This is a genomic window from Amycolatopsis sp. NPDC003865, assembly GCF_053605345.1.
Map to the genome: position 1 here is coordinate 177,393 of NZ_JBSGJA010000001.1, position 22,771 is coordinate 200,163.

Annotated in this window: 25 protein-coding genes; 15 read left to right on the top strand and 10 right to left on the bottom strand. The window is 73.5% G+C overall.

Annotated elements, in window-relative coordinates:
- Positions 1–7: 7 nt before the first annotated feature.
- Positions 8–1,144: an alpha/beta hydrolase family protein gene (locus ACWEVP_RS00975; RefSeq protein ID WP_452060563.1), complete on the bottom strand. Its 1,137-nt coding sequence runs from the start codon at positions 1,142–1,144 to the stop codon at positions 8–10.
- A 34-nt stretch (positions 1,145–1,178) separates the two neighbouring features.
- Positions 1,179–1,763 (bottom strand): helix-turn-helix domain-containing protein, encoded by a 585-nt coding sequence (locus tag ACWEVP_RS00980; protein WP_452060564.1) that lies wholly within the window; start codon positions 1,761–1,763, stop codon positions 1,179–1,181.
- Between the two features lie 65 nt (positions 1,764–1,828).
- On the opposite strand from ACWEVP_RS00980, the gene ACWEVP_RS00985 reads away from it, so the two are divergent.
- From ACWEVP_RS00985 to ACWEVP_RS01005, 5 genes are read left to right on the top strand one after another with little or no spacing between them, the layout of a single operon-like run.
- The gene (locus tag ACWEVP_RS00985) at positions 1,829–2,350 is read left to right on the top strand and encodes a class I SAM-dependent methyltransferase (protein ID WP_452060565.1); all 522 of its coding nucleotides are present in this window, start codon (positions 1,829–1,831) and stop codon (positions 2,348–2,350) included.
- Positions 2,347–3,894 carry an MFS transporter gene (locus ACWEVP_RS00990; protein WP_452060566.1) on the top strand — a complete coding sequence of 516 codons (1,548 nt, stop codon included), beginning with the start codon at positions 2,347–2,349 and terminating at the stop codon, positions 3,892–3,894. Before ACWEVP_RS00985 ends, ACWEVP_RS00990 begins: the two co-directional genes overlap by 4 nt.
- Positions 3,891–5,174 (top strand): phosphopyruvate hydratase, encoded by a 1,284-nt coding sequence (eno, locus tag ACWEVP_RS00995; protein WP_452060567.1) that lies wholly within the window; start codon positions 3,891–3,893, stop codon positions 5,172–5,174. Before ACWEVP_RS00990 ends, eno begins: the two co-directional genes overlap by 4 nt.
- Positions 5,175–5,211: 37 nt before the next feature.
- On the top strand, positions 5,212–6,660 hold the full coding sequence (locus ACWEVP_RS01000) for a phospholipase D-like domain-containing protein (RefSeq protein WP_452060568.1): 1,449 nt from the start codon (positions 5,212–5,214) through the stop codon (positions 6,658–6,660).
- 35 nt (positions 6,661–6,695) lie between these two features.
- Positions 6,696–7,466: an isocitrate lyase/PEP mutase family protein gene (locus ACWEVP_RS01005; RefSeq protein ID WP_452060569.1), complete on the top strand. Its 771-nt coding sequence runs from the start codon at positions 6,696–6,698 to the stop codon at positions 7,464–7,466.
- A 1-nt stretch (position 7,467) separates the two neighbouring features.
- Here the strand turns inward: ACWEVP_RS01005 and ACWEVP_RS01010 are convergent, their stop codons facing one another.
- Positions 7,468–9,042, bottom strand: coding sequence for a succinic semialdehyde dehydrogenase (locus ACWEVP_RS01010; protein ID WP_452060570.1), 1,575 nt, complete (start codon positions 9,040–9,042; stop codon positions 7,468–7,470).
- A complete protein-coding gene (locus tag ACWEVP_RS01015; protein ID WP_452060571.1) occupies positions 9,039–10,667 on the bottom strand; it encodes a GMC family oxidoreductase in 1,629 nt (542 codons plus the stop codon). Before ACWEVP_RS01015 ends, ACWEVP_RS01010 begins: the two co-directional genes overlap by 4 nt.
- A gap of 188 nt (positions 10,668–10,855) precedes the next feature.
- On the opposite strand from ACWEVP_RS01015, the gene ACWEVP_RS01020 reads away from it, so the two are divergent.
- A complete protein-coding gene (locus ACWEVP_RS01020) occupies positions 10,856–11,515 on the top strand; it encodes a DUF4190 domain-containing protein (protein ID WP_452060572.1) in 660 nt (219 codons plus the stop codon).
- A 22-nt stretch (positions 11,516–11,537) separates the two neighbouring features.
- Here ACWEVP_RS01020 and ACWEVP_RS01025 read toward each other — a convergent pair whose 3' ends face one another.
- The gene (locus tag ACWEVP_RS01025; protein ID WP_452060573.1) at positions 11,538–12,140 is read right to left on the bottom strand and encodes a TetR/AcrR family transcriptional regulator; all 603 of its coding nucleotides are present in this window, start codon (positions 12,138–12,140) and stop codon (positions 11,538–11,540) included.
- Between the two features lie 58 nt (positions 12,141–12,198).
- Here ACWEVP_RS01025 and ACWEVP_RS01030 point away from each other — a divergent pair, with 58 nt between their 5' ends.
- A complete protein-coding gene (locus tag ACWEVP_RS01030; RefSeq protein WP_452060574.1) occupies positions 12,199–12,636 on the top strand; it encodes an SRPBCC family protein in 438 nt (145 codons plus the stop codon).
- 3 nt (positions 12,637–12,639) lie between these two features.
- Here ACWEVP_RS01030 and ACWEVP_RS01035 read toward each other — a convergent pair whose 3' ends face one another.
- The 3 genes from ACWEVP_RS01035 to mftR all read right to left on the bottom strand — a co-directional run bounded on the left by ACWEVP_RS01035 (position 12,640) and on the right by mftR (position 14,603).
- Positions 12,640–13,542: a DUF1648 domain-containing protein gene (locus ACWEVP_RS01035; protein ID WP_452060575.1), complete on the bottom strand. Its 903-nt coding sequence runs from the start codon at positions 13,540–13,542 to the stop codon at positions 12,640–12,642.
- Positions 13,539–13,886 (bottom strand): GntR family transcriptional regulator, encoded by a 348-nt coding sequence (locus ACWEVP_RS01040; RefSeq protein WP_452060576.1) that lies wholly within the window; start codon positions 13,884–13,886, stop codon positions 13,539–13,541. Before ACWEVP_RS01040 ends, ACWEVP_RS01035 begins: the two co-directional genes overlap by 4 nt.
- A gap of 75 nt (positions 13,887–13,961) precedes the next feature.
- The gene (gene mftR / locus ACWEVP_RS01045; protein WP_452060577.1) at positions 13,962–14,603 is read right to left on the bottom strand and encodes a mycofactocin system transcriptional regulator; all 642 of its coding nucleotides are present in this window, start codon (positions 14,601–14,603) and stop codon (positions 13,962–13,964) included.
- A gap of 106 nt (positions 14,604–14,709) precedes the next feature.
- On the opposite strand from mftR, the gene mftA reads away from it, so the two are divergent.
- The 7 genes from mftA to mftD are packed head-to-tail and all read left to right on the top strand — an operon-like array spanning position 14,710 to position 20,309.
- Positions 14,710–14,808: a mycofactocin precursor MftA gene (gene mftA, locus ACWEVP_RS01050; protein WP_452060578.1), complete on the top strand. Its 99-nt coding sequence runs from the start codon at positions 14,710–14,712 to the stop codon at positions 14,806–14,808.
- On the top strand, positions 14,798–15,091 hold the full coding sequence (gene mftB / locus ACWEVP_RS01055) for a mycofactocin biosynthesis chaperone MftB (protein ID WP_452060579.1): 294 nt from the start codon (positions 14,798–14,800) through the stop codon (positions 15,089–15,091). Before mftA ends, mftB begins: the two co-directional genes overlap by 11 nt.
- Positions 15,091–16,260: a mycofactocin radical SAM maturase gene (gene mftC, locus ACWEVP_RS01060; RefSeq protein ID WP_452060580.1), complete on the top strand. Its 1,170-nt coding sequence runs from the start codon at positions 15,091–15,093 to the stop codon at positions 16,258–16,260. The genes mftB and mftC overlap by 1 nt, the downstream gene beginning before the upstream one ends.
- A complete protein-coding gene (gene mftE / locus ACWEVP_RS01065; protein ID WP_452060581.1) occupies positions 16,224–16,934 on the top strand; it encodes a mycofactocin biosynthesis peptidyl-dipeptidase MftE in 711 nt (236 codons plus the stop codon). Before mftC ends, mftE begins: the two co-directional genes overlap by 37 nt.
- A complete protein-coding gene (locus ACWEVP_RS01070; RefSeq protein ID WP_452060582.1) occupies positions 16,931–17,704 on the top strand; it encodes a mycofactocin-coupled SDR family oxidoreductase in 774 nt (257 codons plus the stop codon). Before mftE ends, ACWEVP_RS01070 begins: the two co-directional genes overlap by 4 nt.
- Positions 17,701–19,122 carry a mycofactocin biosynthesis glycosyltransferase MftF gene (gene mftF, locus ACWEVP_RS01075; RefSeq protein ID WP_452060583.1) on the top strand — a complete coding sequence of 474 codons (1,422 nt, stop codon included), beginning with the start codon at positions 17,701–17,703 and terminating at the stop codon, positions 19,120–19,122. Before ACWEVP_RS01070 ends, mftF begins: the two co-directional genes overlap by 4 nt.
- Positions 19,119–20,309: a pre-mycofactocin synthase MftD gene (mftD, locus tag ACWEVP_RS01080; protein ID WP_452060584.1), complete on the top strand. Its 1,191-nt coding sequence runs from the start codon at positions 19,119–19,121 to the stop codon at positions 20,307–20,309. The genes mftF and mftD overlap by 4 nt, the downstream gene beginning before the upstream one ends.
- A gap of 131 nt (positions 20,310–20,440) precedes the next feature.
- On the opposite strand, the gene ACWEVP_RS01085 is transcribed toward mftD, so the two are convergent.
- The gene (locus ACWEVP_RS01085) at positions 20,441–20,869 is read right to left on the bottom strand and encodes a MerR family transcriptional regulator (protein ID WP_452060585.1); all 429 of its coding nucleotides are present in this window, start codon (positions 20,867–20,869) and stop codon (positions 20,441–20,443) included.
- 37 nt (positions 20,870–20,906) lie between these two features.
- Between ACWEVP_RS01085 and ACWEVP_RS01090 the strand changes: the two genes are divergently transcribed.
- Positions 20,907–21,524: a class I SAM-dependent methyltransferase gene (locus tag ACWEVP_RS01090; RefSeq protein WP_452060586.1), complete on the top strand. Its 618-nt coding sequence runs from the start codon at positions 20,907–20,909 to the stop codon at positions 21,522–21,524.
- Here the strand turns inward: ACWEVP_RS01090 and ACWEVP_RS01095 are convergent.
- On the bottom strand, positions 21,511–22,758 hold the full coding sequence (locus tag ACWEVP_RS01095) for an amidohydrolase family protein (RefSeq protein WP_452060587.1): 1,248 nt from the start codon (positions 22,756–22,758) through the stop codon (positions 21,511–21,513). The genes ACWEVP_RS01090 and ACWEVP_RS01095 overlap by 14 nt on opposite strands.
- Positions 22,759–22,771 lie beyond the last annotated feature (13 nt).

Here is a 22,771-nt window from a genome sequence, read left to right on the forward strand (position 1 = left end):
TCTCCACTCACGACAGCCGCGGGGCCAGCCACTCGACCACCCGGTGCCAGCTTTCGTGGGCCGGGTCGATCACCTGGAAGTGGTCCGTGCCCGGCACTTCGACGTACTCCCCCTCCGCCACCCGTGCGGCGTACGTCCGGCTGAACTCCGGCGGGACCACGTCGTCGGCGTCGCCGTGCAGCGCCAGCACCGGCACCCCCTTGCCGGTCAGCTCGGCCGGCGACGTCGTCGCGTACCGGTCGGGCACGTCGGCCACGTGCCCGCCCAGCAGCAGGTTCACCACGCCCTCCCCGACCCCCTCCGCGACCGACGGCCAGAACTCCGGGTACGCCGGTTCCGGCGCCCCCGCCGGCCGCGCGGCCTGCCCCTCGGCCAGTACCGTGCCGAACCCCGTCCGGTCGGCCGCCACCAGGTCCAGCACCCCGGCCAGCGAGACCGCCGCCACCGGCACCACCTTCGGGTTCGCGCCCACCGCACCCGCGGCCAGCACCGGCCGGTGCGCCGCCCACGCCGCCAGGTGGCCGCCCGCCGAGTGGCCGATCACCGCGACCCGCGCGGGATCGAGGGCCGGGTCCAGGTCCGCTACCGCGTCGACCGCCGTCGCGACGTCTTCGAACGTCGACGGCCAGCCGCCGCCGTCGCCGAGGCGGCGGTAGTCCACGTTCCACACCGCGTAGCCGCGGGCGAGGAGGTCGTCGGCCGGCGGGGTGGCCGTGCGGCGGTCGAACATCGCCGTCCAGTAGCCGCCGTGCAGCAGCACCACCACCGGGAACGGCCCTTCGCCCGCCGGCACGTAGAGCTCCCCCACCTGCGCCGGGTGCGGGCCGTACGCGACCGTGCGCACCGGGCCCGGCGGATCGTCGTAACGCGCGCCGCGGCGCGAGCTCACCAGCGCGTCGATCGTGGCGAAGAACTCCGCGATCCGCGGGTCGTCGCCGCCCTTGGCCTTCGACTCGTCCCACGCCGTGTCGTCGATCCACTCGACGACGTCCAGCCACGTTTCCGCGTCCAGGCGCACCAGCTTCGCGGAGACGAAGCCGCGCCGCCCCTCGCGGAACGCGGCCAGCATCCCCGGTCGCGCCGCGAGCATCGCCGAGGTCCGCTCGGGCCGGACGGTGAACGTGGTCAGCTCGATGACGGCCATGCGCTCCCCTTCATTTGGTCCAGATAAATGACTATCATGATTCTGGACTACTTGTCACGCGGACGTGCGCCCGTTCGCCCTGCCGCCCGATCAGGCTGAGGAACTCGACCGGACCCGCGCTCGTGGCCCCGAACCAGTGCGGCGTGCGCGTGTCGAACTCCGCCGCCTCCCCCGGCCGCAGGACCAGGTCGTGCTCGCCGAGCACCAGGCGCAGCGTCCCGTTCAGCACGTACACCCAGTCGTGCCCCTCGTGCGTGCGCGGCTCGGGCTCGCCCTCCCCGGCCGGCAGCACGAACTTGTACGCCTGGATCCCGCCCGGCCGGCGGGTCAGCGGGATGATCGTGGAGCCGTCCCGGCAGGCCAGCGGCCGGAGGGTGACGCGCGGGTCGCCGGTCGGCGGCGCGTCGACCAGTTCGTCCAGCGTCACGCCGTAGGCGCGGGCGAGCGGCAGGAGCTGCTCCAGCGTCGGACGGCGCAGGCCCGCCTCGAGCCGCGACAGCGTGCTGGCCGAGATCCCGGTCTGCTCGGCCAGCGCCGTGAGCGTCGTTTCCCGCTGCTGCCGGAGGCGCTTGAGCCGCGGCCCGACGGCGTCGAGGGCCCGGTCGATCGAGTCGTCCATGCCACCATTTTGCCGATCGGCAAGAAGCTTTGCCAATCCGGCGAAGGGGCGAGCACAGTGCCCTCGTGAACGACTTCGACCAGCCCTACTGGGACCAGCACTGGCGGCACGCCCGCGACCACGGCACCGCACCCAACCCCCACCTCGTCCGCGAGGTCGCCGGCCTCGCGCCGGGCACCGCTCTCGACGCCGGCTGCGGCCGGGGCGCCGAAGCCGGCTGGCTCGCCGCCCGCGGCTGGGCCGTCACGGCGGTGGACATCTCGATCGAAGCCCTCAACCAAGCGGGCGCGAACACCGTGGCCTGGGTCCGGGCCGACCTGACGACCTGGACACCCGGCACGCGGTTCGACCTGGTCACCACCCACTACGCCCACCCGGCGATGCCGCAGCTCGCCTTCTACGAGCGCATCGCCGAATGGGTCGCCCCCGGCGGCACGCTGCTCGTCGTCGGCCACGCGCGGGGACACCACGTCGCCGAAGCGTCGGCCTCGGCCGGCGACATCACCGCACTGCTGCCCGGCTGGGAGATCGTCACCGCCGGCGACCACGGCCACGACGTCGTCGTGCGGGCCAGGAGGGCAGCGTGAACGCGATCGTCGAAGACCGGCGCCGGCGCCGCGCGATCCTGCTCGGCGTCTGCCTCGCGCTGATGGCGGTGGTCGCGTCCGTTTCCGGGCTGAACGTCGCCCAGCCGCAGCTCGCGGTCGAGCTCGGCGCGTCGCAGGCCGGCGTCCTCTGGATCGTCAACGGCTACGCCGTCACCCTGGCCGCGCTGCTCCTGCCGCTCGGCGCGGCCGGCGACCGCCTCGGCCGGAAATCCGTGCTGCTCACCGGGTTGACGCTGTTCGGGATCGCGAACCTCGCGGCGGCCCTGGCCCCGTCCGCCGGAACGCTGCTGGCGGCCCGGCTCCTGGCCGGGGCGAGCGCGGCGATGATCATGCCGGTGACGCTCGCGGTCATCACCTCGACGTTCCCGGCCGAAGACCGGTCCCGGGCGATCGGCGTCTGGACCGGCGTCGCCGGCGGGGGCGGGATCCTCGGGATGTTCCTGTCCGCGGTCCTGGTCGACGCCGCCGGCTGGCGGTGGCTGTTCGTGCTGCCGATCGCGCTCGCCGGAGCGGCCGCCGTCGTGACCCTGCGGTCGGTACCGGACTCCCGCTCGGACAACCGGCACCGGTTCGACGCCGTCGGCGCGGGACTGTCGTCGGTCGCCGTCGTCGGCTGGGTCTTCGTCCTGCACGAAGGGCCGGATCGCGGGTGGACCGCGCCGGTGACGCTGCTGAGCCTGGCCGCCGGGGTCCTCGGCGTCGCCGGGTTCGTGGAGTGGGAACTGCGCCACCCCGCGCCACTGCTCGACGTCCGGCTCTTCCGCGGGCGCGGCCTGGGCGGCGGCGCCGGGACCCTGCTGGCCGTCTTCGGCGTGCAGGCGGGGATCTTCGTGGTCCTCTTCCCCTACCTGCAGGCCGTGCTCGGCTGGTCCGGGTTCCGCGCCACCCTGGCCCTGATGCCGACGGCGCTGCTGATGATGGCCGCGGCCGGCCTCGCGCCGAAGGTGGCCGCCCGGGTCGGCGGCCGCCCGGCGATGGCGGCGGGGCTCGTCGTGAGCGCGACCGGCCTGGGGCTGATGGCCGCGTTCGTGTCCGTCGACGGCGGCTACCTCGCGATCCTGCCCGGGATGCTGCTGATGGGGCTGGGCATGGGCCTGACGATGACCCCGGCCACCGAAGCCATCACCGGCTCGCTGCCCCGGGAACAGCAGGGCGTGGCGTCCGCGCTCAACGACGTCACCCGGGAGCTGGGCACGGCGCTCGGCGTCGCGCTGCTCGGCGCGATCCTGACCGCCGGCTACCGCGCGGCCGTCGACGCGCGGCTGGCCGGAGTGCCGGCCGAGCTCGCGCGGCGGGGCGTCGCGAACGCCGTCGCTGCCGGTCCGGCGGTGGCGGGCGCGGCGCGCGAGTCCTTTGTGGACGGATGGCGGCAGTCGATGTGGGCCGGCGCGGGCGTACTGGTGCTCGTCCTCGTGCTCACCCTGGTGAAGAGCCCCTTATCGATTCAGAGGTCCTCTGCTAGCCTGCGTCGCGGGACGGCTCCGGCCGGCGCCCTGGGGACCGACTCCGAGGAGATGGAATGACGGCAATCGCCCGTGTCCGTGGTCGTGAGGTGCTCGACAGCCGGGGCAACCCGACCGTCGAGGTCGACGTCGTGCTGGAGGACGGCTCGGTGGGCCGCGCCGCGGTTCCCTCGGGTGCCTCGACCGGCACGCGGGAGGCCGTGGAGCTGCGCGACGGGGACAAGGCGCGCTACCACGGCAAGGGCGTCCGCAAGGCCGTGACCGCGGTCAACACCGAGCTGGCCGAGGCGGTCGTCGGGCTCGACGCCGAAGCCCAGTCCCAGGTCGACGCCGCGCTGATCGCCGCGGACGGGACGCCGAACAAGGCCCGCGTCGGCGCGAACGCGACGCTCGGGATCTCCCTGGCCGTCGCGAAGGCGGCCGCGGCGGCGAACACGCTGCCGCTGTACCGGTACGTCGGCGGGGTCTTCGCCCACCAGCTGCCCATGCCGATGATGAACATCGTCAACGGCGGCGCGCACGCCGACAACCCGATCGACTTCCAGGAGTTCATGATCGGCCCGGTCGGCGCCGAGACCTTCGCCGAGGCCGTGCGGATGGGCTCGGAGGTGTTCCACACCCTGCGCGCGTCGCTGAAGAAGGCCGGGCACGGCACCAACGTCGGCGACGAAGGCGGCTTCGCGCCCAACCTCGCTTCGGCCGACGAAGCCCTGGAGTTCGTGGTCCGCGCGATCGAGGAGAGCGGCTACACCCCCGGCGAGGACATCGCGCTGCTGCTCGACCCGGCCGCGTCGGAGTTCTACGACAACGGCGTCTACGACTACCGCGGCGAGGGCGTCAAGCGCAGCGTCGAGGAGCACGTCGCCTACCTCGACGAGCTGACCACGCGGTTCCCGATCGTCTCGATCGAGGACGGGCTCGCGCAGGACGACTACGCCGGCTGGAAGCAGCTGACCGACCGGATCGGCGACCGGGTGCAGCTCGTCGGCGATGACGTCTTCTGCACCAACGTCAAGCTGCTGCAGGACGGGATCGACCGCGGGATCGGGAACTCGATCCTGATCAAGGTCAACCAGATCGGCACGCTGACCGAAACGCTGCTGACCGTCGACACCGCGCACAAGGCCGGCTACTCGGCGGTGATGTCCCACCGCTCCGGGGAAACCGAGGACACCACGATCGCCGACCTCGCCGTCGCGACCGGCTGCGGCCAGATCAAGACGGGCTCGCTGTCGCGGTCCGACCGCACCGCGAAGTACAACCAGCTCATCCGCATCGAGGAGGAGCTGGGCGCGGAGGCGCGCTACGCCGGCCGGGCCACGCTGCGCGGCAGCCGCTGATCGGCGAACCGGGCCGATCTGTAGTCACATAGGACGGGTGAGCACTTTTCACTCTTTCGTGGACAAGGTGGATGAACGGATCGGCGACGGGCTCGAGCACGTCCTGTGCGCCCACCACCGGCGGCGGTTGCGCCGGCTCGGGTGGCGGGACGTGCTCGAGCCGGGCGGCGACCGCCTCGGCGGCCGGGCCGCGGTGCGCGAGGGCAACCGCGTCGAGGTGCTGATCGACGGCGAGGAGACGCTGCCGGCCGTCGAAGCCGCCATCCGGGGCGCGAAGTCCCACGTGCACATCGCGAACTGGCACGCGAGCGCGGACTTCCGGCTGACGCGCGGGCCCGGCGCCCTCACCCTGCGGGAGCTGCTCGCCGAGACCGCCGACCGGGGTGTCGGGGTGCGCGTGCTGCTGTGGGCCGGGCCGCCGGTGCCCGCGTTCCAGCCGACGCGCGGCCTCGCCCGGAGCGAGCAGCGGAAGTTCACCGACGGCTCGGCCGTGCAGTGCGTGCTGGACTCCCGCGAACGGACCATGCACTGCCACCACGAAAAGATCGTGGTCGTGGACGACGAGGTCGCGTTCGTCGGCGGCGTCGACTTCACGGCGCTGGAGGGCGACCGGCACGACAGCCCGGACCACCCGCCGCGGCCGATCGGCTGGCACGACCTGGCCTCCCGGCTCGAAGGGCCGGTCGTCGCCGACGTCGCGGACCACTTCGTGCGGCGGTGGACGGAGGTCGCGGCCGAATACCTGCCGCCGCCGAAGGTGCCGGGTCCGGTGGGCGGAACCCGTGCCCAGCTGCTGCGCACGATCCCGAATTCGACGTACGACTTCGCCCCGAAGGGCGAGTTCACGATCCTCGACGGCTACCTGCGCGCCCTGCGGTCCGCGCGGCGGCTGGTCTACCTGGAGAACCAGTTCCTGTGGTCGCCGGAGATCGCCGAGGTGCTGCTCGACAAGCTGAGAAACCCGCCGGACGACCGCTTCCGCGTCGTCCTGCTGCTGCCGCGCAAGCCGAGCAACGGCTCCGACACCACCCGCGGCCAGCTGGGCCGGCTGCTCGACGCCGACGACGGGAACCGCCGCCTGCTCGCGACGACGATCAGCGCGCACGACGGCGAGTCGGCCGCGCCGGTCTACGTGCACGCGAAGCTCGGCATCGTCGACGACGAGTGGCTGACCGTCGGGTCCGCGAACCTCAACGAGCACTCGCTGTTCAACGACACCGAGGTCAACATCGCGACCGACGACCGCGACGTCGTCCGCGCGACGCGGCTGCGCCTGTGGGCCGAGCACCTCGGCCGGGACGTGGCGGAGGTGGACGGCGACCCGGCGGACGTCGTCGACCACCTCTGGCGGCCGCTGGCGCAGGAGCAGGCGGAGCGGGAGCGCCGGGGCGAGCACCGCACGCACCGGCTGGTGCTGCTCCCCGGCGTCTCCCGGCGGGCGGGCCGGCTGCAGGGACCACTGCGTGGACTGCTCGTCGACGGCTGAAGCGGAGATCGCCGAGCCGCTCTAGATTGGGCGGCATGACTTCCACCGCCGAGAAGGCCACCCGGCTGCAGGAGCTGCACGCCGCGCCCGAGCTGCTGCTCGTCGTCAACGTCTGGGACGCCATCACCGCCAAGGTCGTCGCCGAGACGCCCGGCACGCAGGCCCTCGCGACACCCAGCCACGGCATCGCGGCCTCGCGCGGCTACCCGGACGGCGAGAAGATCCCGCGGGACGAGATGATCGCCGAGGTCGCGCTGATCGTGCGGACGGCGGGCGACCTGCCCGTCACCGCCGACCTCGAAGCCGGCTACGGCGATCCCGGCGGCACCATCGCCCGGGCGATCGAGGTCGGCGCGGTCGGCGCCAACCTCGAGGACCAGATGAAGCCGCTGGGCGAGGCCGTCAAGGCCGTTGAAGCCGCCGTCGCGGCCGCGGAGGCGGCCGGCGTCGACTTCGTGCTCAACGCCCGCACCGACGCCTTCCTCAAGACCGACCCCGAGACTGCGCTGGAAGAGGCGATCACCCGCGGCCGCGCCTACCTCGACGCGGGCGCGTCCAACTTCTTCGTGCCCGGCAAGCTCGACGAGAACCAGGTCTCGCGGCTCGTTGAAGAGTTGGGCGAACGCAAGGTCAACCTCATCGGCATCCCCGGCTCGATCCCGCTGAAGCGCGCGCAGGAACTCGGCGTCTCGCGCGTGTCCTACGGGCCGTGGAGCCAGAACGTCGCCCTGACCGCGCTGGCCAAGCTCGCCGAAGACGTCTACGCCGGCGGCGGCCTGCCCGCCGACACCCGAAAGCTGAACTGACCTAGCGGATCCGCAGCTTCCGCATGAGCTTGAGCCCGGACAGCATGCTTTCGACGTACTTCTCGTAGCCCTGTCCGGGCCGCGGGCCCATGACCTGCTTCTTCAGCACGGCCAGGTTCTGCCCGTCGGTGTACTTGAGCAGGCCCTGGTCGCCGTGCCGGGCGCCGACCCCGGAGCTCTTCACGCCGCCGGAGGGCGTCCCCTTGGCGGCGAACGCCGTCGCGAGGATGTCGTTGATGTTGACGTTGCCCGATTCCAGCCGGGCGGCCACGGCGCGCGCGGCCCCGACGTCACGGCTCCACACCGAGGCGTTGAGGCCGTAGTCGGTGTCGTTGGCCAGCTCGACGGCTTCGTCGACCGTGCCGTAGCGGTGCAGCGCGATCACCGGGCCGAAGGTTTCGGTGACACCGCAGAGCATGTCCTTGGTGACACCTTCGAGGATCGTCGGCTCGAAGAACGCCGGCCCGAGGTCGGGGCGCGGCTTGCCGCCGCACAGGACGGTCGCGCCCTTCGCGACGGCGTCGTCGACGTGCTCCTTGACCCGGCGCAGGTGGTCGGGCGAGACGAGCGAACCCATGTCGGGCCCGAAGTCGTAGGCCGCGCGGACGTCCAGTGCGCTCGTGGCTTTCACGAACGCGTCCTTGAACTCGGCGTAGCGGGACTCCGGCAGGTAGATCCGCTCGATGTGCATGCAGATCTGGCCGGTGTTGCCGAACGCGCCGAAGATCGCGCCCCGCACCGCTTCGGCGATGTCGGCGTCCTCGAGCACGATCATCGGGTTCTTGCCGCCGAGCTCCAGGCAGCAGCCGATGAGGTTGCGCCCGGCCCGTTCGCCGATCACCCGGCCGGTGGCCGTGGAGCCGGTGAACATCACGTAGTCGGCCTGGTCGATGAGCGTCGGTCCGACGTCCGGGCCTTCGCCGCAGACGACCTGGAACAGCCCTTCGGGCAGACCGGCTTCCTCCAGCATCCGGATGCCGTAGAGCGGTGAGAGCGCGGTCTTGTTGTCCGGCTTCAGGACGACCGCGTTGCCGGCCATCAGCGCCGGGATCGCGTCGGAGATGCCGGTGGCGAACGGGAAGTTCCACGGCGCGATGATCCCGACGACCCCCTTGGGCTGCCGGACCTCGGTCGAGGTCGTCAGCAGCGGCACCGGCCCGCCGCGCTTCACCGGCGCGAGCAGCTTGGCCGCCCGCCGCAGGTAGTGGCTCATCACCATCGCGGGGTCGCAGGTCTCTTCGATCGCCATCCGCCGGTTCTTGCCGCTCTCGACCTGGATGAGGTCGGCGACGTCCCGCGCGCGGTCGACGAACAGCGCGTGCGCCCGCTTGAAGACCGCGAGCCGCTGCTTGAGCGGGGTGGCGGCCCACTTCCGTTGCGCCGCACGGGCGGTGGCGAACGCCTGCTCGATGTCCGCGGGCGTCGACTGCGGCAGGTCGACCAGCGGCTCGCCGGTGTAGACCTCGGTCAGTTTCCAGGTCTCGCCGGCCGACCCCGGGACCCGGGCGACCAGCTGCCGCAGGAACTCGTCGGTCACCGACGCCGGGCGGGTCAGCTGCAGCGGGGTCACGGTCACGAGGCGCTCCCGAGAACGAGTTGCGCGCCCATTTCGCCGATCATGATGGCGGGCGCGTTGGTGTTGCCGCCGGTGATGGACGGCATGATCGAGGCGTCGCAGACCCGCAGTCCGTCGACGCCGCGCACCTTGAGGTCGGGGCCGACGACGGCGAGCTCGTCGACGCCCATCCGGCAGGTGCCGACGCCGTGGTAGACCGACGTCGCGCGGTTGAGGATCGCGTCCCGCAGTTCCTGGCCGCGCAGGTTCGTACCCGGGTGGATCTCCTCCTTGACCGCGCCCTTGAACGCCTTCGACGCGAAGATCTCGCGGACCATCTCCGAGCCTTCGGCGAGCACTTCGAGGTCGGCCGGGTCGGAGAGGTACTGGAAGTCGATCAGCGGCGCGGCCGTGGGATCGGCCGAGGCCAGGCGCAGCGTGCCGCGGCTCTTCGGGTAGATCAGCGTCGACAGCACCGTGAGCGCCGGGCGCTTGTCGACGTCGTGGCGGATCGGCGCGTCCTGGTTGGGCGAGACGTACGCCCACGGCAGGAGGTGCAGCTGCAGGTCCGGGACGGCGCCGGCCTGGGAGGTCTTGAGGAACGCGACCGCCTCGAAGACCGAGTTGGCCAGGAACGTCGTGCCGGGCTTCAGCAGTTCGCGGGCGAGGCCGCGGGCGAAGTACGGCGCGGAGCCCTTGTTCTTGCTGGAGGACACGTGGAACGTCAGCGCGTGGAACATGTGGTCGTGCATGTTGTCGCCGACGGGCAGGTCGGCGAGCACGTCGATGCCGTGTTCCTTGAGGTGCTCGGCGTGGCCGATCCCGGACAGCATGAGCAGCTGCGCGGAGCCGGCGAACCCGGCCGAGAGGATGACCTCCCTGCCGGCGCGGACGACGCGGCTCCCTCGGCCGTCGGCGACCTCGACGCCGGTCGCGCGGCCGTTGTCGAAGAGGACCTTCTTGACGAGCACCCCGGACTGCAGCTGCAGCGTCGGCGGGGCGAGGTGGTGGAGGTAGCCGCGGGAGGCGCTGTAGCGGAGGCCGTCGGCAGCGTTCTGCTGCATCCGGCTGACGCCCTCCTGGGATTCGGCGTTGTAGTCGTCGAGGATCTCGCACCCGAGCGCGTCGGCGGTGGCGTCGACGAACTGCAGCGAGCCCTCCTGGGGGTTCTTGGCGCGGGTGACCCGGATCGGGCCGCCGGCGCCGCGGAACGCGTTCTCGCCGTCTTCGAAGTCCTCCATCCGCTTGTAGGCGGCGTTGACGCTGTCGGCGTCCCAGCCCGTGTTGCCCTCGGCGGCCCAGGAGTCGAAGTTGGCGCGGTTGCCGCGGACGTAGACCATGCCGTTGATGGAGCTGGAGCCGCCGACGACCTTGCCGCGCGGCACCGGCATCCGGCGATCGAGAACGTGTTTCTGCGGAACGCCGTAGAAGCCCCAGTCGAAGGGCTTCTTGAGTTGCGGCACGGCGTGCATCGGGCCGACCAGGCCCGGTTTCTTGATCAGCAGCCGTTCGTCGGTCTTCCCGGCTTCGAGGACGATCACGCTGGCCCCGGACTGGGCCAGCCGGCCCGCGATCGCCGCCCCCGAGCTCCCCGACCCGACGACGACGTAATCGGCTTCGTCGCCGCGCGGCGCCCTGTTCGCCATGTCCGCTCCTCGGTCCCGCCCGCCACAAACTATAACCTGTTCTAGTTTGCTCACGGTATAGCGTCGCCGCCTCGGAGCGCAACGGTCACCCCGTCGAGCGACAAGCGGCCAAGTGTGACATCGGGTCACGATCCGCCACTATGCTCGGGCCGGGCGTCCGTCCGGCGGCGCCCGGACGAGGGGGGCCGATGTCCGAGCAGCACCCGCTGAACCCACCGCAGTGGATGGCGGTGGCACCGGGACCGCCCAAGCCGCCGGGGCGCAACACCTTCGCGGTCGTGTCGCTGGTCATGGGGATTCTCGGCCTCTGCGGGTTTTCGCTGGTACTGGGCTTGATCTTCGGCGTCGTCGCGCTGGTGCAGATCGGCCGCACCGACCAGCGCGGCCGCGGCATGGCGATCGCCGGGATCGTGCTCAGCCTGCTGTGGCTGGGCGGGCTGACGGTCGGGGTGATCGCGGTGGTCAAGCGCGCGGAGCTGCTGGGCTCGACACCGGCGATCGTGGCGTTGCGGCCGGGCGAGTGCTACACGAGCCCGCCGGCGTACAGCCTGGACGCGACGAAGGTCCCGTGCACGGCGCCGCACGACGGCGAAGCGTTCGCGACGGTGCCGCTGAAGGGGTACCTGGAGGGCGAGTACCCGGGCGAGGACACGCTGGAGACGCAGGCGAAGCCGGGGTGCGAGGCCCAGCGGGCGGCGGTGTTCGGGCCGGGGTACGCGCCACCGGTCGCGGCCTCGGTGGGGGTGTTCTACCCGGACGGCAAGGCATGGGCGGCGGGCAAGCGGGCCGCGGTGTGCACCTGGCAGGTGACTTCGGAGCAGCAGTTCACGGGACCGCTCCGCCACTGACGGCTTCCGCGCCCCTGGCCGGTCACAGCCCCCGGCGGAGCGCCTCGGCCGCGCGCGCCAGGTCGGCGCGGACCTCGCGAGCCGCCCGGCTCGCTCCCTTCGCCTGATGCCGCTCGAGGCCGAGCGCGTACACCGTCCACAGCCCGGCCACCGCCGCCGCCGTGACGTGCGGGACCGGGTCGCTCGGCGGCACGCCCGCGCGCGCCGCCAGTTCCGCCGCCACCGCCTCCGTCAACCGGTCACGCGCCTCGCGGTGGTGCGCCACCAGTGCCGGGGTCGTCCGGACCAGCTCGCCGAACCGCCGGATCTCCGCCCAGCCGTGCCGGCGCGCCGCGGCCACCAGGAAGTCCAGCTCCTCCCCCAGCACCTCGAGCGCCGCGTCCACGGGCGGCGCGTCCGCGAGCCGCGCGCGCAGGGCCTCCAGCTGCGTGTCCCAGCGGTCGGCCAGCAGCGCTTCCTTGCTGCCGAAGTGGTTGAAGACCGTCTTCTCCGTGACACCGCACGCCCGCGCGACATCCGCGACGCGGACCGCGTCGAACCCCCGCTCCAGGAACATCCGGGTCGCGGTGTCCGACAGCCGGCTTCGCAGCTCGCGCTTGCGCCGGTCCCGCAGCGTCTCCGTCACCGGCTCAGGCTACAGCAGGAGTACTATTTACAGTGACTGTAACGAACGGAGAGAACCCATGAGCGAGTTCGAGATCGTCCGCGACTACCCGCAGCCCCGGTCCCGCGTCTGGCGCGCCCTCACCGATCCGGCCCTCGTCCCGCGGTGGACGTCGACCGGCCGGGGCGGCCGTCCCGAGGGGTTCGCGCCCGAGGTCGGCACGCGGTTCCGGTTCGTCGGGCGGCCGGTGCCCGGCTGGGACGGCGTCGTCCGGTGCGAGGTCCTCGCCGCCGACGCGCCCGAGCTGCTGAGCTTCAGCTGGCGCAACCAGGAGTCCGACGCGCCGAGCACCGTGACGTTCCACCTCGACGAGACCCCCGGCGGCACCCGCCTCACCTACCGGCACACGGGGTTCCGCGGTGTCGGCGGGTTCTTCATGGCCCGCCTGCTGCACCGGGTGCGGCGCCGGATGCTCTCCGACGGCCTGCCGGACGTCCTGGCCGACCGCGGCTGGTAGCGCTCAGGCGGCCGGCGAGCGGTGCCGGGCGACGTAGTCGTTGACCAGCCCCGCGGCCGTGTGCGCCCCGTCGACGGTGACGACGAACGCGCCCCCGGAACGCAGGCGCAGCACCAAGCCGTCGCCGGCCCGGATCACGACCGCGGACCGGCCGGGCCGCCGCCGCCAGCCCCAGCCGCCGTAGGCCAGCGGCACGATCCGCTCGGCACGCGCTTCGGCGATCTCGTCGTACGTCAGCGACCGGCGCGGCCGGCCGAGCACCCCGATCCGCACGCGGACCCCGGCCGGCCCGACGAGCACCCGCACCGACGAAAACACCAGCGCCACCACCGCGACCAGCAGCCCGGCGAGCCACACGTGCGAGCTCCCCAGCACCGCGGCGAGGGCGGCCGCGAGCGGCGCGACGGCGATCAGGGCGCGGTTGTGCGCGGTTCCCGACCAGACCGCTTGCTCGTTCGCCCCGAGACCGGCCGACGGCGGCGGGCCCGACGCAGCCGCCTCGGCCGGTTTCGCGGGCGCCAGGACCCAGCCGGCCGCGATCGCCACCAAGCCGACGCCGAGGATGCCGGACGCGACCGCCCAGTTCACCGGCCGGGCCTGCGCCCACGACGGCACACCGGCGTTCGCCCACAGCCCCGCCGAATGCGCGGCCACCAGGATGCCGCCGAGGCCGTAGACACCAGGTGCCGCCGACGTCGTCCGGGCCACGGCCGCCCACGCCGCGCACCAGAACGCGGCCGCGCCCGCGGTCACCGCCCACCACGGGGCGTGGCCGTTGGGGACACCGGTCCACGACCAGTGCACGGCGATCGGGTCGGGCAGCCGCGGCGCGAGGACGAGCGCCGGCACGACGATGCCGAGCAGGACCACGGCCGGTATCCCGTACCGCAGGACAGCGGACCTCATCGGGCCTCCTCGATCATGGCGACCAGCTCCTCGTGCTCGATCCCGAGCCGCCGCGCCTCGTCGACCAGCGCGCGGATCCGGTGGTGCAGTTCCGCCCGGTCCGGCCCCGCGGCCAGCACGGTCACCCCGCGCCCGCGCCGCATGGCGACCAGGCCTTCGTCGGCGAGCCGGGCGTAGGCGCGCAGCACGGTGTGCATGTTGACGCCGAGGGCAGCTCCCAGCTCGCGCGCGGCGGGCAGCCGCTCCCCGACGGCGACCTCCCCGGCCGCGAGAGCGCGCCGCAACCCCGCGGCGATCTTTTCGTGCAGCGGCGCGGTGTCACGGTCGTCCAGTCGAACCAGCATTGTTCTACAGATACTAGAACAACCCAGCACGGCTGCCAAGCAGGCGGACTTCGGCCGGACAGTACCTGCCGACCGCTACTCCGCCACCGGGTCCGGCTCCGCCCCCAGCACGTCGTCGGTCAGCCCCGCCGCCAGGGCGCGCAACGCCGCGTCCAGGTACACCGTCAAGTCCGCGTCCGCGCGGGCCGACCAGCGGTCGTACGCCGCGCGGCAGGCCGCCAGGACCGCTCGCCCCACCACCAGCGGGTACAGCGACTCCTCCGGCTGACCCGAGCGGCGGGCGACGAACGCGCTGATCGCCCGCTCCCACGCGTCGTAGTGGACCGCCGCGCTCGCGGCCAGCTCCGGCACCGTGCTCAGCAGCGTCATCCGGCGGCGCAGTTCCGGGACGTCGGCCGCGCGGTAGTGGTTGGCCGCCAGCACCGCCCGGCGCACCGCGTCCAGCACCGGCAGGTCCGCCGGCGTCTCCGCGAGCAACGACCTGATCGTCTGGACCTCGGTGTCGAACTCGTTCCAGAGGACGTCGGCCTTCGCGTCGTAGTAGCGGAAGAACGTCCGCCTGCTGACCCCCGCCGCCGCGGCGATCTGGTCGACCGTCGTCTCGTGGAAGCCCTGCTCGCCGAACAAGCGCAGCGCGGCGAGCTCGAGTTCGCGGGCGCTCGTGCCCGGCGGGCGGCCGCGGCGGTTCGCGGGGCGGGCGAGCACGTCATCGGTCATCCGGGTGCCGTTCCGTCGTGAGCCTTGATTATCGACACGCGGTGACATTACTCTCCCCACTATTCGTCACTGAGTGCCGAAAATCATCTCTGCCGAAGGAGCCAGGATGAACGAGGACCGGACCACTCCCGAAACCGACGAGCCCCTCACCGAGGAACTGCTGGTCGAAGAGGTCTCCATCGACGGCATGTGCGGTGTCTACTGAGGACACGCCGGCGGGTTTCGACCTCGACGCCGCGTGGCGGCTGGACCACCGGGTCGCCATCCGGCCCGAGCGGTTCGGCGCCCTGCTGTACCACTTCGGCACCCGCCGGCTTTCCTTCCTGAAGAGCCCGACGCTCCTGGCCGTCGTCCGCGGCCTCGCCACGCACCCGGACGCCAGGGCCGCGTGCGCCGAAGCCGGCGTCGGGCCCGGCGAGCTGCCGCGGTACCGCGCGGCGCTCGCCGCGCTCGCCGGCTCGCAGATGATCCAGCCGAGGAGGCGCTGATGTCCCTTGTGGACGAATTCCAGTACGGGCTCGCCGCCCCCATCTGCCTCACCTGGGAACTGACCTACGCCTGCAACCTCTCCTGCGTGCACTGCCTGTCCTCCTCCGGGCGGCGGGACCCGCGCGAACTGTCCACGGCGGAGTGCACGGCGCTGATCGACGAGTTCGAGCGCATGCAGGTCTTCTACGTCAACATCGGCGGCGGCGAACCCACCGTCCGCCCGGACTTCTGGGAGCTCGTCGACTACGCCACCGAGCACCACGTCGGCGTCAAGTTCTCCACCAACGGCGTCAAGATCACCCCCGAGGTGGCCCGCCGCCTGGCCGCGAGCGACTACGTCGACGTGCAGATCTCCCTGGACGGCGCCACCGCCGAGGTCAACGACCACGTCCGCGGCCCCGGCTCCTACGCCACCGCGATCCGGGCCATGGAACACCTTTCCGACGCGGGCTTCGAGGACTTCAAGATCTCCGTGGTGACGACCCGCCACAACGTCGGGCAGCTGGATGGGTTCAAGGCGATCGCCGACCGCTACCGAGCCCAGCTGCGGATCACCCGGCTGCGCCCGTCCGGCCGCGGCGCCGACACCTGGGACGAGCTGCACCCGACCGCCGGGCAGCAACGGGAGCTCTACGACTGGCTCGTGGCCCACGGCGAGCGCGTCCTCACCGGGGACTCGTTCTTCCACCTCGCCGGCTACGGCGACGGCGGCCTGCCCGGACTGAACCTGTGCGGCGCCGGTCGGGTCGTGTGCCTGGTCGACCCGGTCGGCGACGTCTACGCCTGCCCGTTCGCCATCCACGACACGTTCCTGGCCGGCAACGTCCGCGGCGACGGCGGCTTCACGTCCGTCTGGCGGGAATCGGAACTGTTCACGTCGCTGCGTTCGCCGCAGAGCGGGGGTGCCTGCGCGTCGTGTTCGGCGTTCGACGCCTGCCGCGGCGGCTGCATGGCCGCGAAGTTCTTCACCGGCCTGCCCCTCGACGGCCCCGACCCGGAATGCGTCCGTGGCCACGGCGAACTCGCCCTGGCCGGCGTCACGAGCGTCCCGAAGCCCTCGCTCGACCACTCCCACCGGACGCGCGAGCCGGTGCCGGTCACCATCGGGATGCGCCGCCCGCCGGAGCGCGCGTGCGACGAGAACCCCCTATCCGGGTTCCGGCGCTGACCGTGCGGCTCGCGGACCTCCCCTGGCCGGACGTCGCCGCGCGGGCGGCGGGTGCGATCCTCGCCGTGCCGGTCGGCGCGACCGAGCAGCACGGCCCGCACCTGCCGCTCTCGACCGACACCGACATCGCGCTCGCGCTGTGCGACCGGCTGGCGGAAGAGCGCCCGGACGTCCTGGTGGCACCGGCCGTGGCCTTCGGGTCCAGCGGCGAGCACGCCGGGTTCGCCGGGACGCTCTCGATCGGCCAGGAGGCGACCGAACTGCTCCTGCTGGAACTGGGCCGGTCGGCGGCGGAGACGTTCTCGCGGCTGCTGTTCGTCTCCGCGCACGGCGGGAACGCGGCACCGGTCGCCCGGGCCGTCGCGCGGCTGCGGGCAGAGTCGCGCGCGGTCGGGGTGTTCCAGCCGCACTGGGACGGCGACCCGCACGCCGGACGCCCGGAAACCGCGCTGCAGCTGGCGGTGCGGCCCGGCGGCGTCCGGATGGACCGGGCGGTCGCGGGCGATCGGCGTCCCCTCGGGGAGGTCCTGCCCCTGCTGCGAGACGGCGGGGTCCGCGCGGTGAGCCCGACCGGCGTGCTCGGCGACCCGACCACCGCGACCGCGGCGGAGGGCCGGGCGTTGCTGGACGAGCTGACCGCACAACTCGTGTCCTATGTGGACGGATGGGCATGAGGACCGCGCTCGTCACCGGCGCGGCACGGGGAATCGGGGCCGCGACCGTGCGGCAGCTGGCGGAGCGGGGGTACGCCGTGCTCGCGGTCGACGTCGCCGCCGACGATCCCGCGCTGCCGTACGCGCTGGGGACCGAGGCGGACCTGGCGGCCCTCGCCGCGAAGCCGGGCGTGGCGGCGTTCGTGGCCGACGTCCGGGATCCCGGGGCACTGGCCGCCGCAGTGGCCGATGCCGAGCGGCGCTGGGGCGGTCTCGACGTGGCGATCGCCGCCGCGGGAGTCATCGCCGGCGGCCTTCCGCAGTGGGAAGTACCGCCGGAGCAGGAAGACGCGGTGCTCGACGTGGACCTGCGCGGGGTGCTCAACCTCGCGCGAGCGGCGATCCCGGCCCTGCTGCGCCGCCCGGCGCCGAGGTCGGGCCGGTTCCTGGCGGTCGCCTCCGCCGCCGCGACGCGGGGTCTGCCGATGCTGGCCGCCTACTGCGCGGCGAAGGCGGGGGTGGCGGGACTGGTGCGCGCGCTGGGTGCCGAGCTGGGCGGCACGGGCGTCACCGCCAACGCGGTCAGCCCCGGCTCGACCGACACGCCGATCCTCGCCGAGAGCGCCCGGCTGTACGGCCTGGCGGGAGCACCGGACTTCGCCGCCCAGCAGCCGGTGGCGAGATTGCTGGAGCCGGCCGAGATCGCGCGGGTGCTGACGTTCCTGGCCGATCCGGAAAGCGGCGCGACGACCGGTGCGGTGGTACCGGTGGACGGAGGCCTGGCGCTGTGACCGCTCCCCTGCCCGCCGGCTTCCGGGTCGTCCTCGACCCGGACACCAAGCAGCTGCGCGACGACCTCTGGTTCGGCGGCTCGCCCGCCCGTGTCCTGCGGCTCACCCCGGCCGGCCGGAAAGCCTGGCGGGAACTCGCCGACGGGCCCGTCGCCTCCCCCGCCGCCGGCGCGCTCGCGCGGCGGCTCACCGACGCCGGGTTCGCCCACCCCGTGCCGCCCGAACCCGCCGGCACCGCCGATCTCACCTTCGTCGTCCCCGTTTTCGGCCGGCCCGGCTCCCTCGCCCGCTGTCTGGCCTCCCTCGACGGCCGCCACCCCGTGCTCGTCGTCGACGACGGCTCGCCAGACCCCGAAGCCATCGCGAGGACCGCCGCCGCGCACGGAGCGGAACTCGTCCGGCGCACCGGAAACGGCGGCCCCGGCGCCGCCCGGAACACCGCGCTGGAGCACGCCGGAACCGAGCTGGTGGCCTTTGTGGACAGTGACTGCGCCGCGCCGGGCGACTGGGCCGACCGGCTCGCGGCCCACTTCGCCGACCCCCTGCTCGCCGCGATCGCCCCCCGCGTCCGCGCGCTGGCGGAGGACACCGCGGCCGGCCGGTACACGAAGGCCGCCGGCAGCCTCGACCTCGGTGACCGGCCCGCGCGCGTCGCGCCCCGGACCCGGACCGCCTACGTCCCCACCGCCGCGCTGGTCGCCCGCCGGGCCGCGCTCACCGGGATCGGCGGGTTCGACCCCGCGCTCCGCGTCGGCGAAGACGTCGACCTCGGCTGGCGGCTGCACACCGCCGGCCACCGCGTCCGGTACGCCCCCGGGGTCCACGTCGGCCACCACGAACCCGGCACCTGGCGGGAACTGCTCGGCCGCCGGGCGCGGTACGGCACGTCCGCCGCCCCGCTCGCCCGGCGCCACCCCGGCGCCCTCGCGCCGCTCGTGCTGCACCCGTGGCCGGCCTCGACGGTCGCCGCGCTGCTCGCCCGGCGGCCCCTGCTCGCGGCCGGCGGCTTCGGCGGTGCGGTCCTGAGCATGCTCAAGACGTTGCGCGAGAACGACATCCCCGCCGAAGGCGTCGTCCGCGCGATGGGCACCGCCGTCCACCAGACCTGGCTCGGCGCCGGCCGCTACGGGACGCAGTTCGCCGCGCCCGTCCTCGCCGCGCTGCTGGTCCCCCGCGGGTGGGGACGGCGTGCCGCGGTCGCGTCACTGCTGCTCGGGCCGCCGCTGACCCGGTGGTTCGCCGACCGGCCCGGCCTGGGCCCCGTCCGCTACACCGCCGCCGCCCTCGCCGACGACATCGCCTACGGCGCCGGCGTCTGGGCCGGCTGCCTGACCCACCGGACCGCCGCGCCGGTGCTGCCCGAGATCGCCTGGCGCCCGTTGCGCGTCGACAGCAAGGAAAAGCGAGGCCCCGCATGAGCAACGCCTGGTTCGAATCGATCGCCGAAGCGCAGCGGCGCGCGAAGAAACGCCTGCCCGCGTCCGTCTACGCGGCCCTGATCGCCGGCTCCGAAAAGGGGCTGACGCTCAAGGACAACCTCGACGCGTTCGACGAGCTGACCTTCGCGCCGCGCACCGCCGGGCAGTCCGGCGAGCGCGCGCTCGCCACCACCGTCCTCGGCCGCGAAATCGCGCTGCCGGTGGTCATCTCCCCCACCGGCGTGCAGGCCGTCCACCCGGACGGCGAAGTCGCCGTCGCCCGCGCGGCCGCCGCCCGCGGCACCGCGATCGGCCTGAGTTCCTTCGCGAGCAAGCCGATCGAGGACGTCGTGGCCGCCAACCCGGCCACGTTCTTCCAGGTCTACTGGACCGGCGGCCGCGACGACATCCTCGGCAGGCTCGACCGCGCGCGGCGCGCCGGGGCCGCGGGGCTCATCCTGACGCTCGACTGGTCGTTCTCCCACAGCCGCGACTGGGGCAGCCCGCACATCCCGGAGAAACTCACCTTCCGCGAGCTCCTGCGCTTCGCCCCCGAAGGCCTGGCCCGCCCGCGCTGGCTGCTGGACTACGCGCGCACCCGCCGGCTGCCCGACCTCGGCGTCCCCAACATGGCCGAGCCGGGCACCCCGGTCCCGACCTTCTTCGGCGCCTACGGCCAGTGGATGCAGACGCCCCCGCCGTCGTGGGACGACGTGGCCTGGCTGCGCTCGCAGTGGGACGGGCCGTTCCTGCTCAAGGGCGTCATCCGGGTCGACGAGGCCCGGCGCGCCGTCGACGCCGGGGTCAGCGCCATCTCCGTGTCCAACCACGGCGGCAACAACCTCGACGGCACCCCGGCCACGATCCGGGCGCTCCCCGCGATCGCCGACGCCGTCGGCGACCAAGTGGAAGTCCTGCTGGACGGCGGCATCCGCCGCGGCAGCGACGTCGTCAAGGCGCTCGCCCTCGGCGCCACGGCGGTCCTCATCGGCCGCGCGTACCTGTGGGGCCTGGCGGCGAACGGCCAAGCCGGTGTGGAAAACGTCCTCGACGTGTTGCGCAACGGCATCGACTCGACGCTGCTGGCGCTCGGCCACCGCAGCGTCCACGACCTGACCCGCGACGACGTCCGGATCCCGGAGTCGTTCGCCCGTGCGCTGGGCGCCGGGACCACGAGCTCAGTGTGAGTGGGCTTCTTCCAGCGTCGCCCCGGCCAGGCGGGCCGCGACGCCGCGGCGGAAGTTCGGGCAGTCTGACCCGCGACGACGTCCGGATCCCGGAGTCGTTCGCCCGTGCGCTGGGCGCCGGGACCACGAGCTCAGTGTGAGTGGGCTTCTTCCAGCGTCGCCCCGGCCAGGCGGGCCGCGACGCCGCGGCGGAAGTTCGGGCAGTCGTGGACGTCCTCGTGCGGGCAGTCCAGGCCGTGCGCGATCGCCGTGCGGGCGGCCTGGGCGCGGGCGATCCGGGCGTCCAGTTCGGCGAGCTTGCGCTGCTGCAGTTCGCGCCAGGCCGGCGCGGCCGACGTCCGCAGGGCGATCAGCGTCTTGAGTTCGCGGACGGTGAACCCCACATCGCGCAGGATCAGGATTTCTCCCACCTGCGCGACGGCCGACAGCGGATAGCGCCGCTGGCCGGCGACCCGCTCGGGCGCGGTGAGCACGCCCTGGTCCTCCCAGTAGCGCAGGGCCGAGGTGGCCACGCCGGTGCGGCGGGCCAGCTCGCCGATCGTCAGCTGCTCCTCGGCCATTTGACTTCGAGCGTACTTGAAGCCCTTCACTCGCGGCATGGCGAAGACAGGTCTCAAGCAGCGGATGATCCGGCAGTTCCACCACCCGCGCGGCCTCGGCGGGCGGGTGGCCGGGTGGGTGATGGCGCACCGGAGCTCCAACCGGCGGCGCAACGTCTGGGTGGTCTCCCTCCTGGACGTCGGGCCGGCGGACCGGGTGCTCGAAATCGGCTTCGGCCCCGGGATCGCGCTCGGCGAGCTGGCCGCCCGCGCGACCCGGGGCCGCGTCTACGGCGCCGACCACTCGGCGGTCATGGTGGCGCGGGCGGCCCGGCGCACCCGGACGGCGGCGGACCGGGTCGAGCTGGTGCACGCGCCGGTCGACCGGCTGCCGTCGTTCGGCGAACCGCTCGACGCCGTCCTCGCCGTCAACAACGCGGGTTTCTGGCCCGACCCGCCGGAACGGCTCCGCGAACTGCGGCGCCTGCTGCGCCCGGGCGGCCGGATCGCACTCGCGTCCCAGCCGCGGTGTCCCGGCGCCGGCCGGGGCACCACGGCGCGGGCTGCCCGGGAGCTGCGGGACCTGCTCACCGCGGCGGGGTTCACCGAACTGCGGGTGGAGACGCTCGACCTCGATCCGCCGGTCGCCTGCGTCCTCGGCGTCAACCCGCGCTGACCAGGCGCTCGCGCAGGCGCTCGGCGGCCGCCAACGGCTCGGAGACGTCGGCGAGCAGCCGGCCGTGGCGCTTCACGACCCGGCCCGCGACCAGGACCGTGTCGACGTGCGCGCGGTCCATCTGCTGCGTCACCGTGCTGTAGGGGTCGAACACCGGCGCGACGCCGACGCCGTCGGCCCGCAGCAGCACGACGTCGGCAGGCCGGCCCGTGGCGAGCGTCCCGCCGTCGGTGGCGGCGCGCAGCACGTCCCGCACGGTCGTCGCCGGGCCGCCCGCGGCGTGCTGGTCGTGGCGCGCCACCTGGTAGGCGGCCCGCATCTGGGTGAACATGTCCGCGGCCACGGTGACTTCGACGTCGGTGCTGAGGCTCACCGGAACCCCGGCGCGTGCGGCGGCGGCGAACGGCGGGTGCCCGTGGCCCATCACGAGTTCGACCGCCGGCGCGATCGACAGCGAGCCACCGCTGTCGGCGATCAGGCGCAGCTCGCCGTCGTCGAGGCCGGTGCCGTGGATGAACGTGGTGCCCGCCCGCAGCACGCCGAGCGCGCGCAGCCGGGAGATCGGCTGTTCGCCGTGGCGGCGCTGGACGACGTGCCGGGCCGTGCGGAGCCCGAGGTCCTCGGCCAGGCGGGCGTTGTGGCGTTCGGCGTCTTCGTCCCCGGGCTCGGTGACCAGCGCGAGGGTGACCAGTGCGTCGTCGTCCGGGAGGAGCTCGGCCCGGACCCGGCGGACGTCGTCGCCGAGCGCGGCGCCGTGGCTCTTCGCGCGGGGAAAGCTGGTGCCGTAGGCGAAAACCGCGCGGATGCCGCTGTCCTCGAGCGCCTGGACGAGTGCGTCGGTCGCGGCCGGGCTGTCCTGGATGTTGGAGATGTCGCGCACGGTCGTGATGCCCGCGTCCAGCGCCGCGTAGGCGGAGAGCAGGTTGCCGAGGTAGAGATCGTCGGGCGTCAGGGCCGGGCCGACGCGTTCGAGAACGGTGGCGAAGTACTCGGCCAGCGTGTGGTGCGGCGCGCTGCCGCGCAGGGCCGCCTGCCACATGTGCCGGTGGGTGTCGGCGAAGCCGGGCACCGCGAGGCAGCCCGCCCCGTCGAGCTCCGGCGCGGTGGTTTCGAGATCCGGGCCGATCGCGGCGATCCGGCCGGCTTCGACCAGGATGTCGGCGCGTTCCGGGGCGTCGTGGCCGCGTGCCATCGTGAGGACCCGCGCCCTGCGGATGATCAGGGAATGCGTCATGGCTCCACGATCG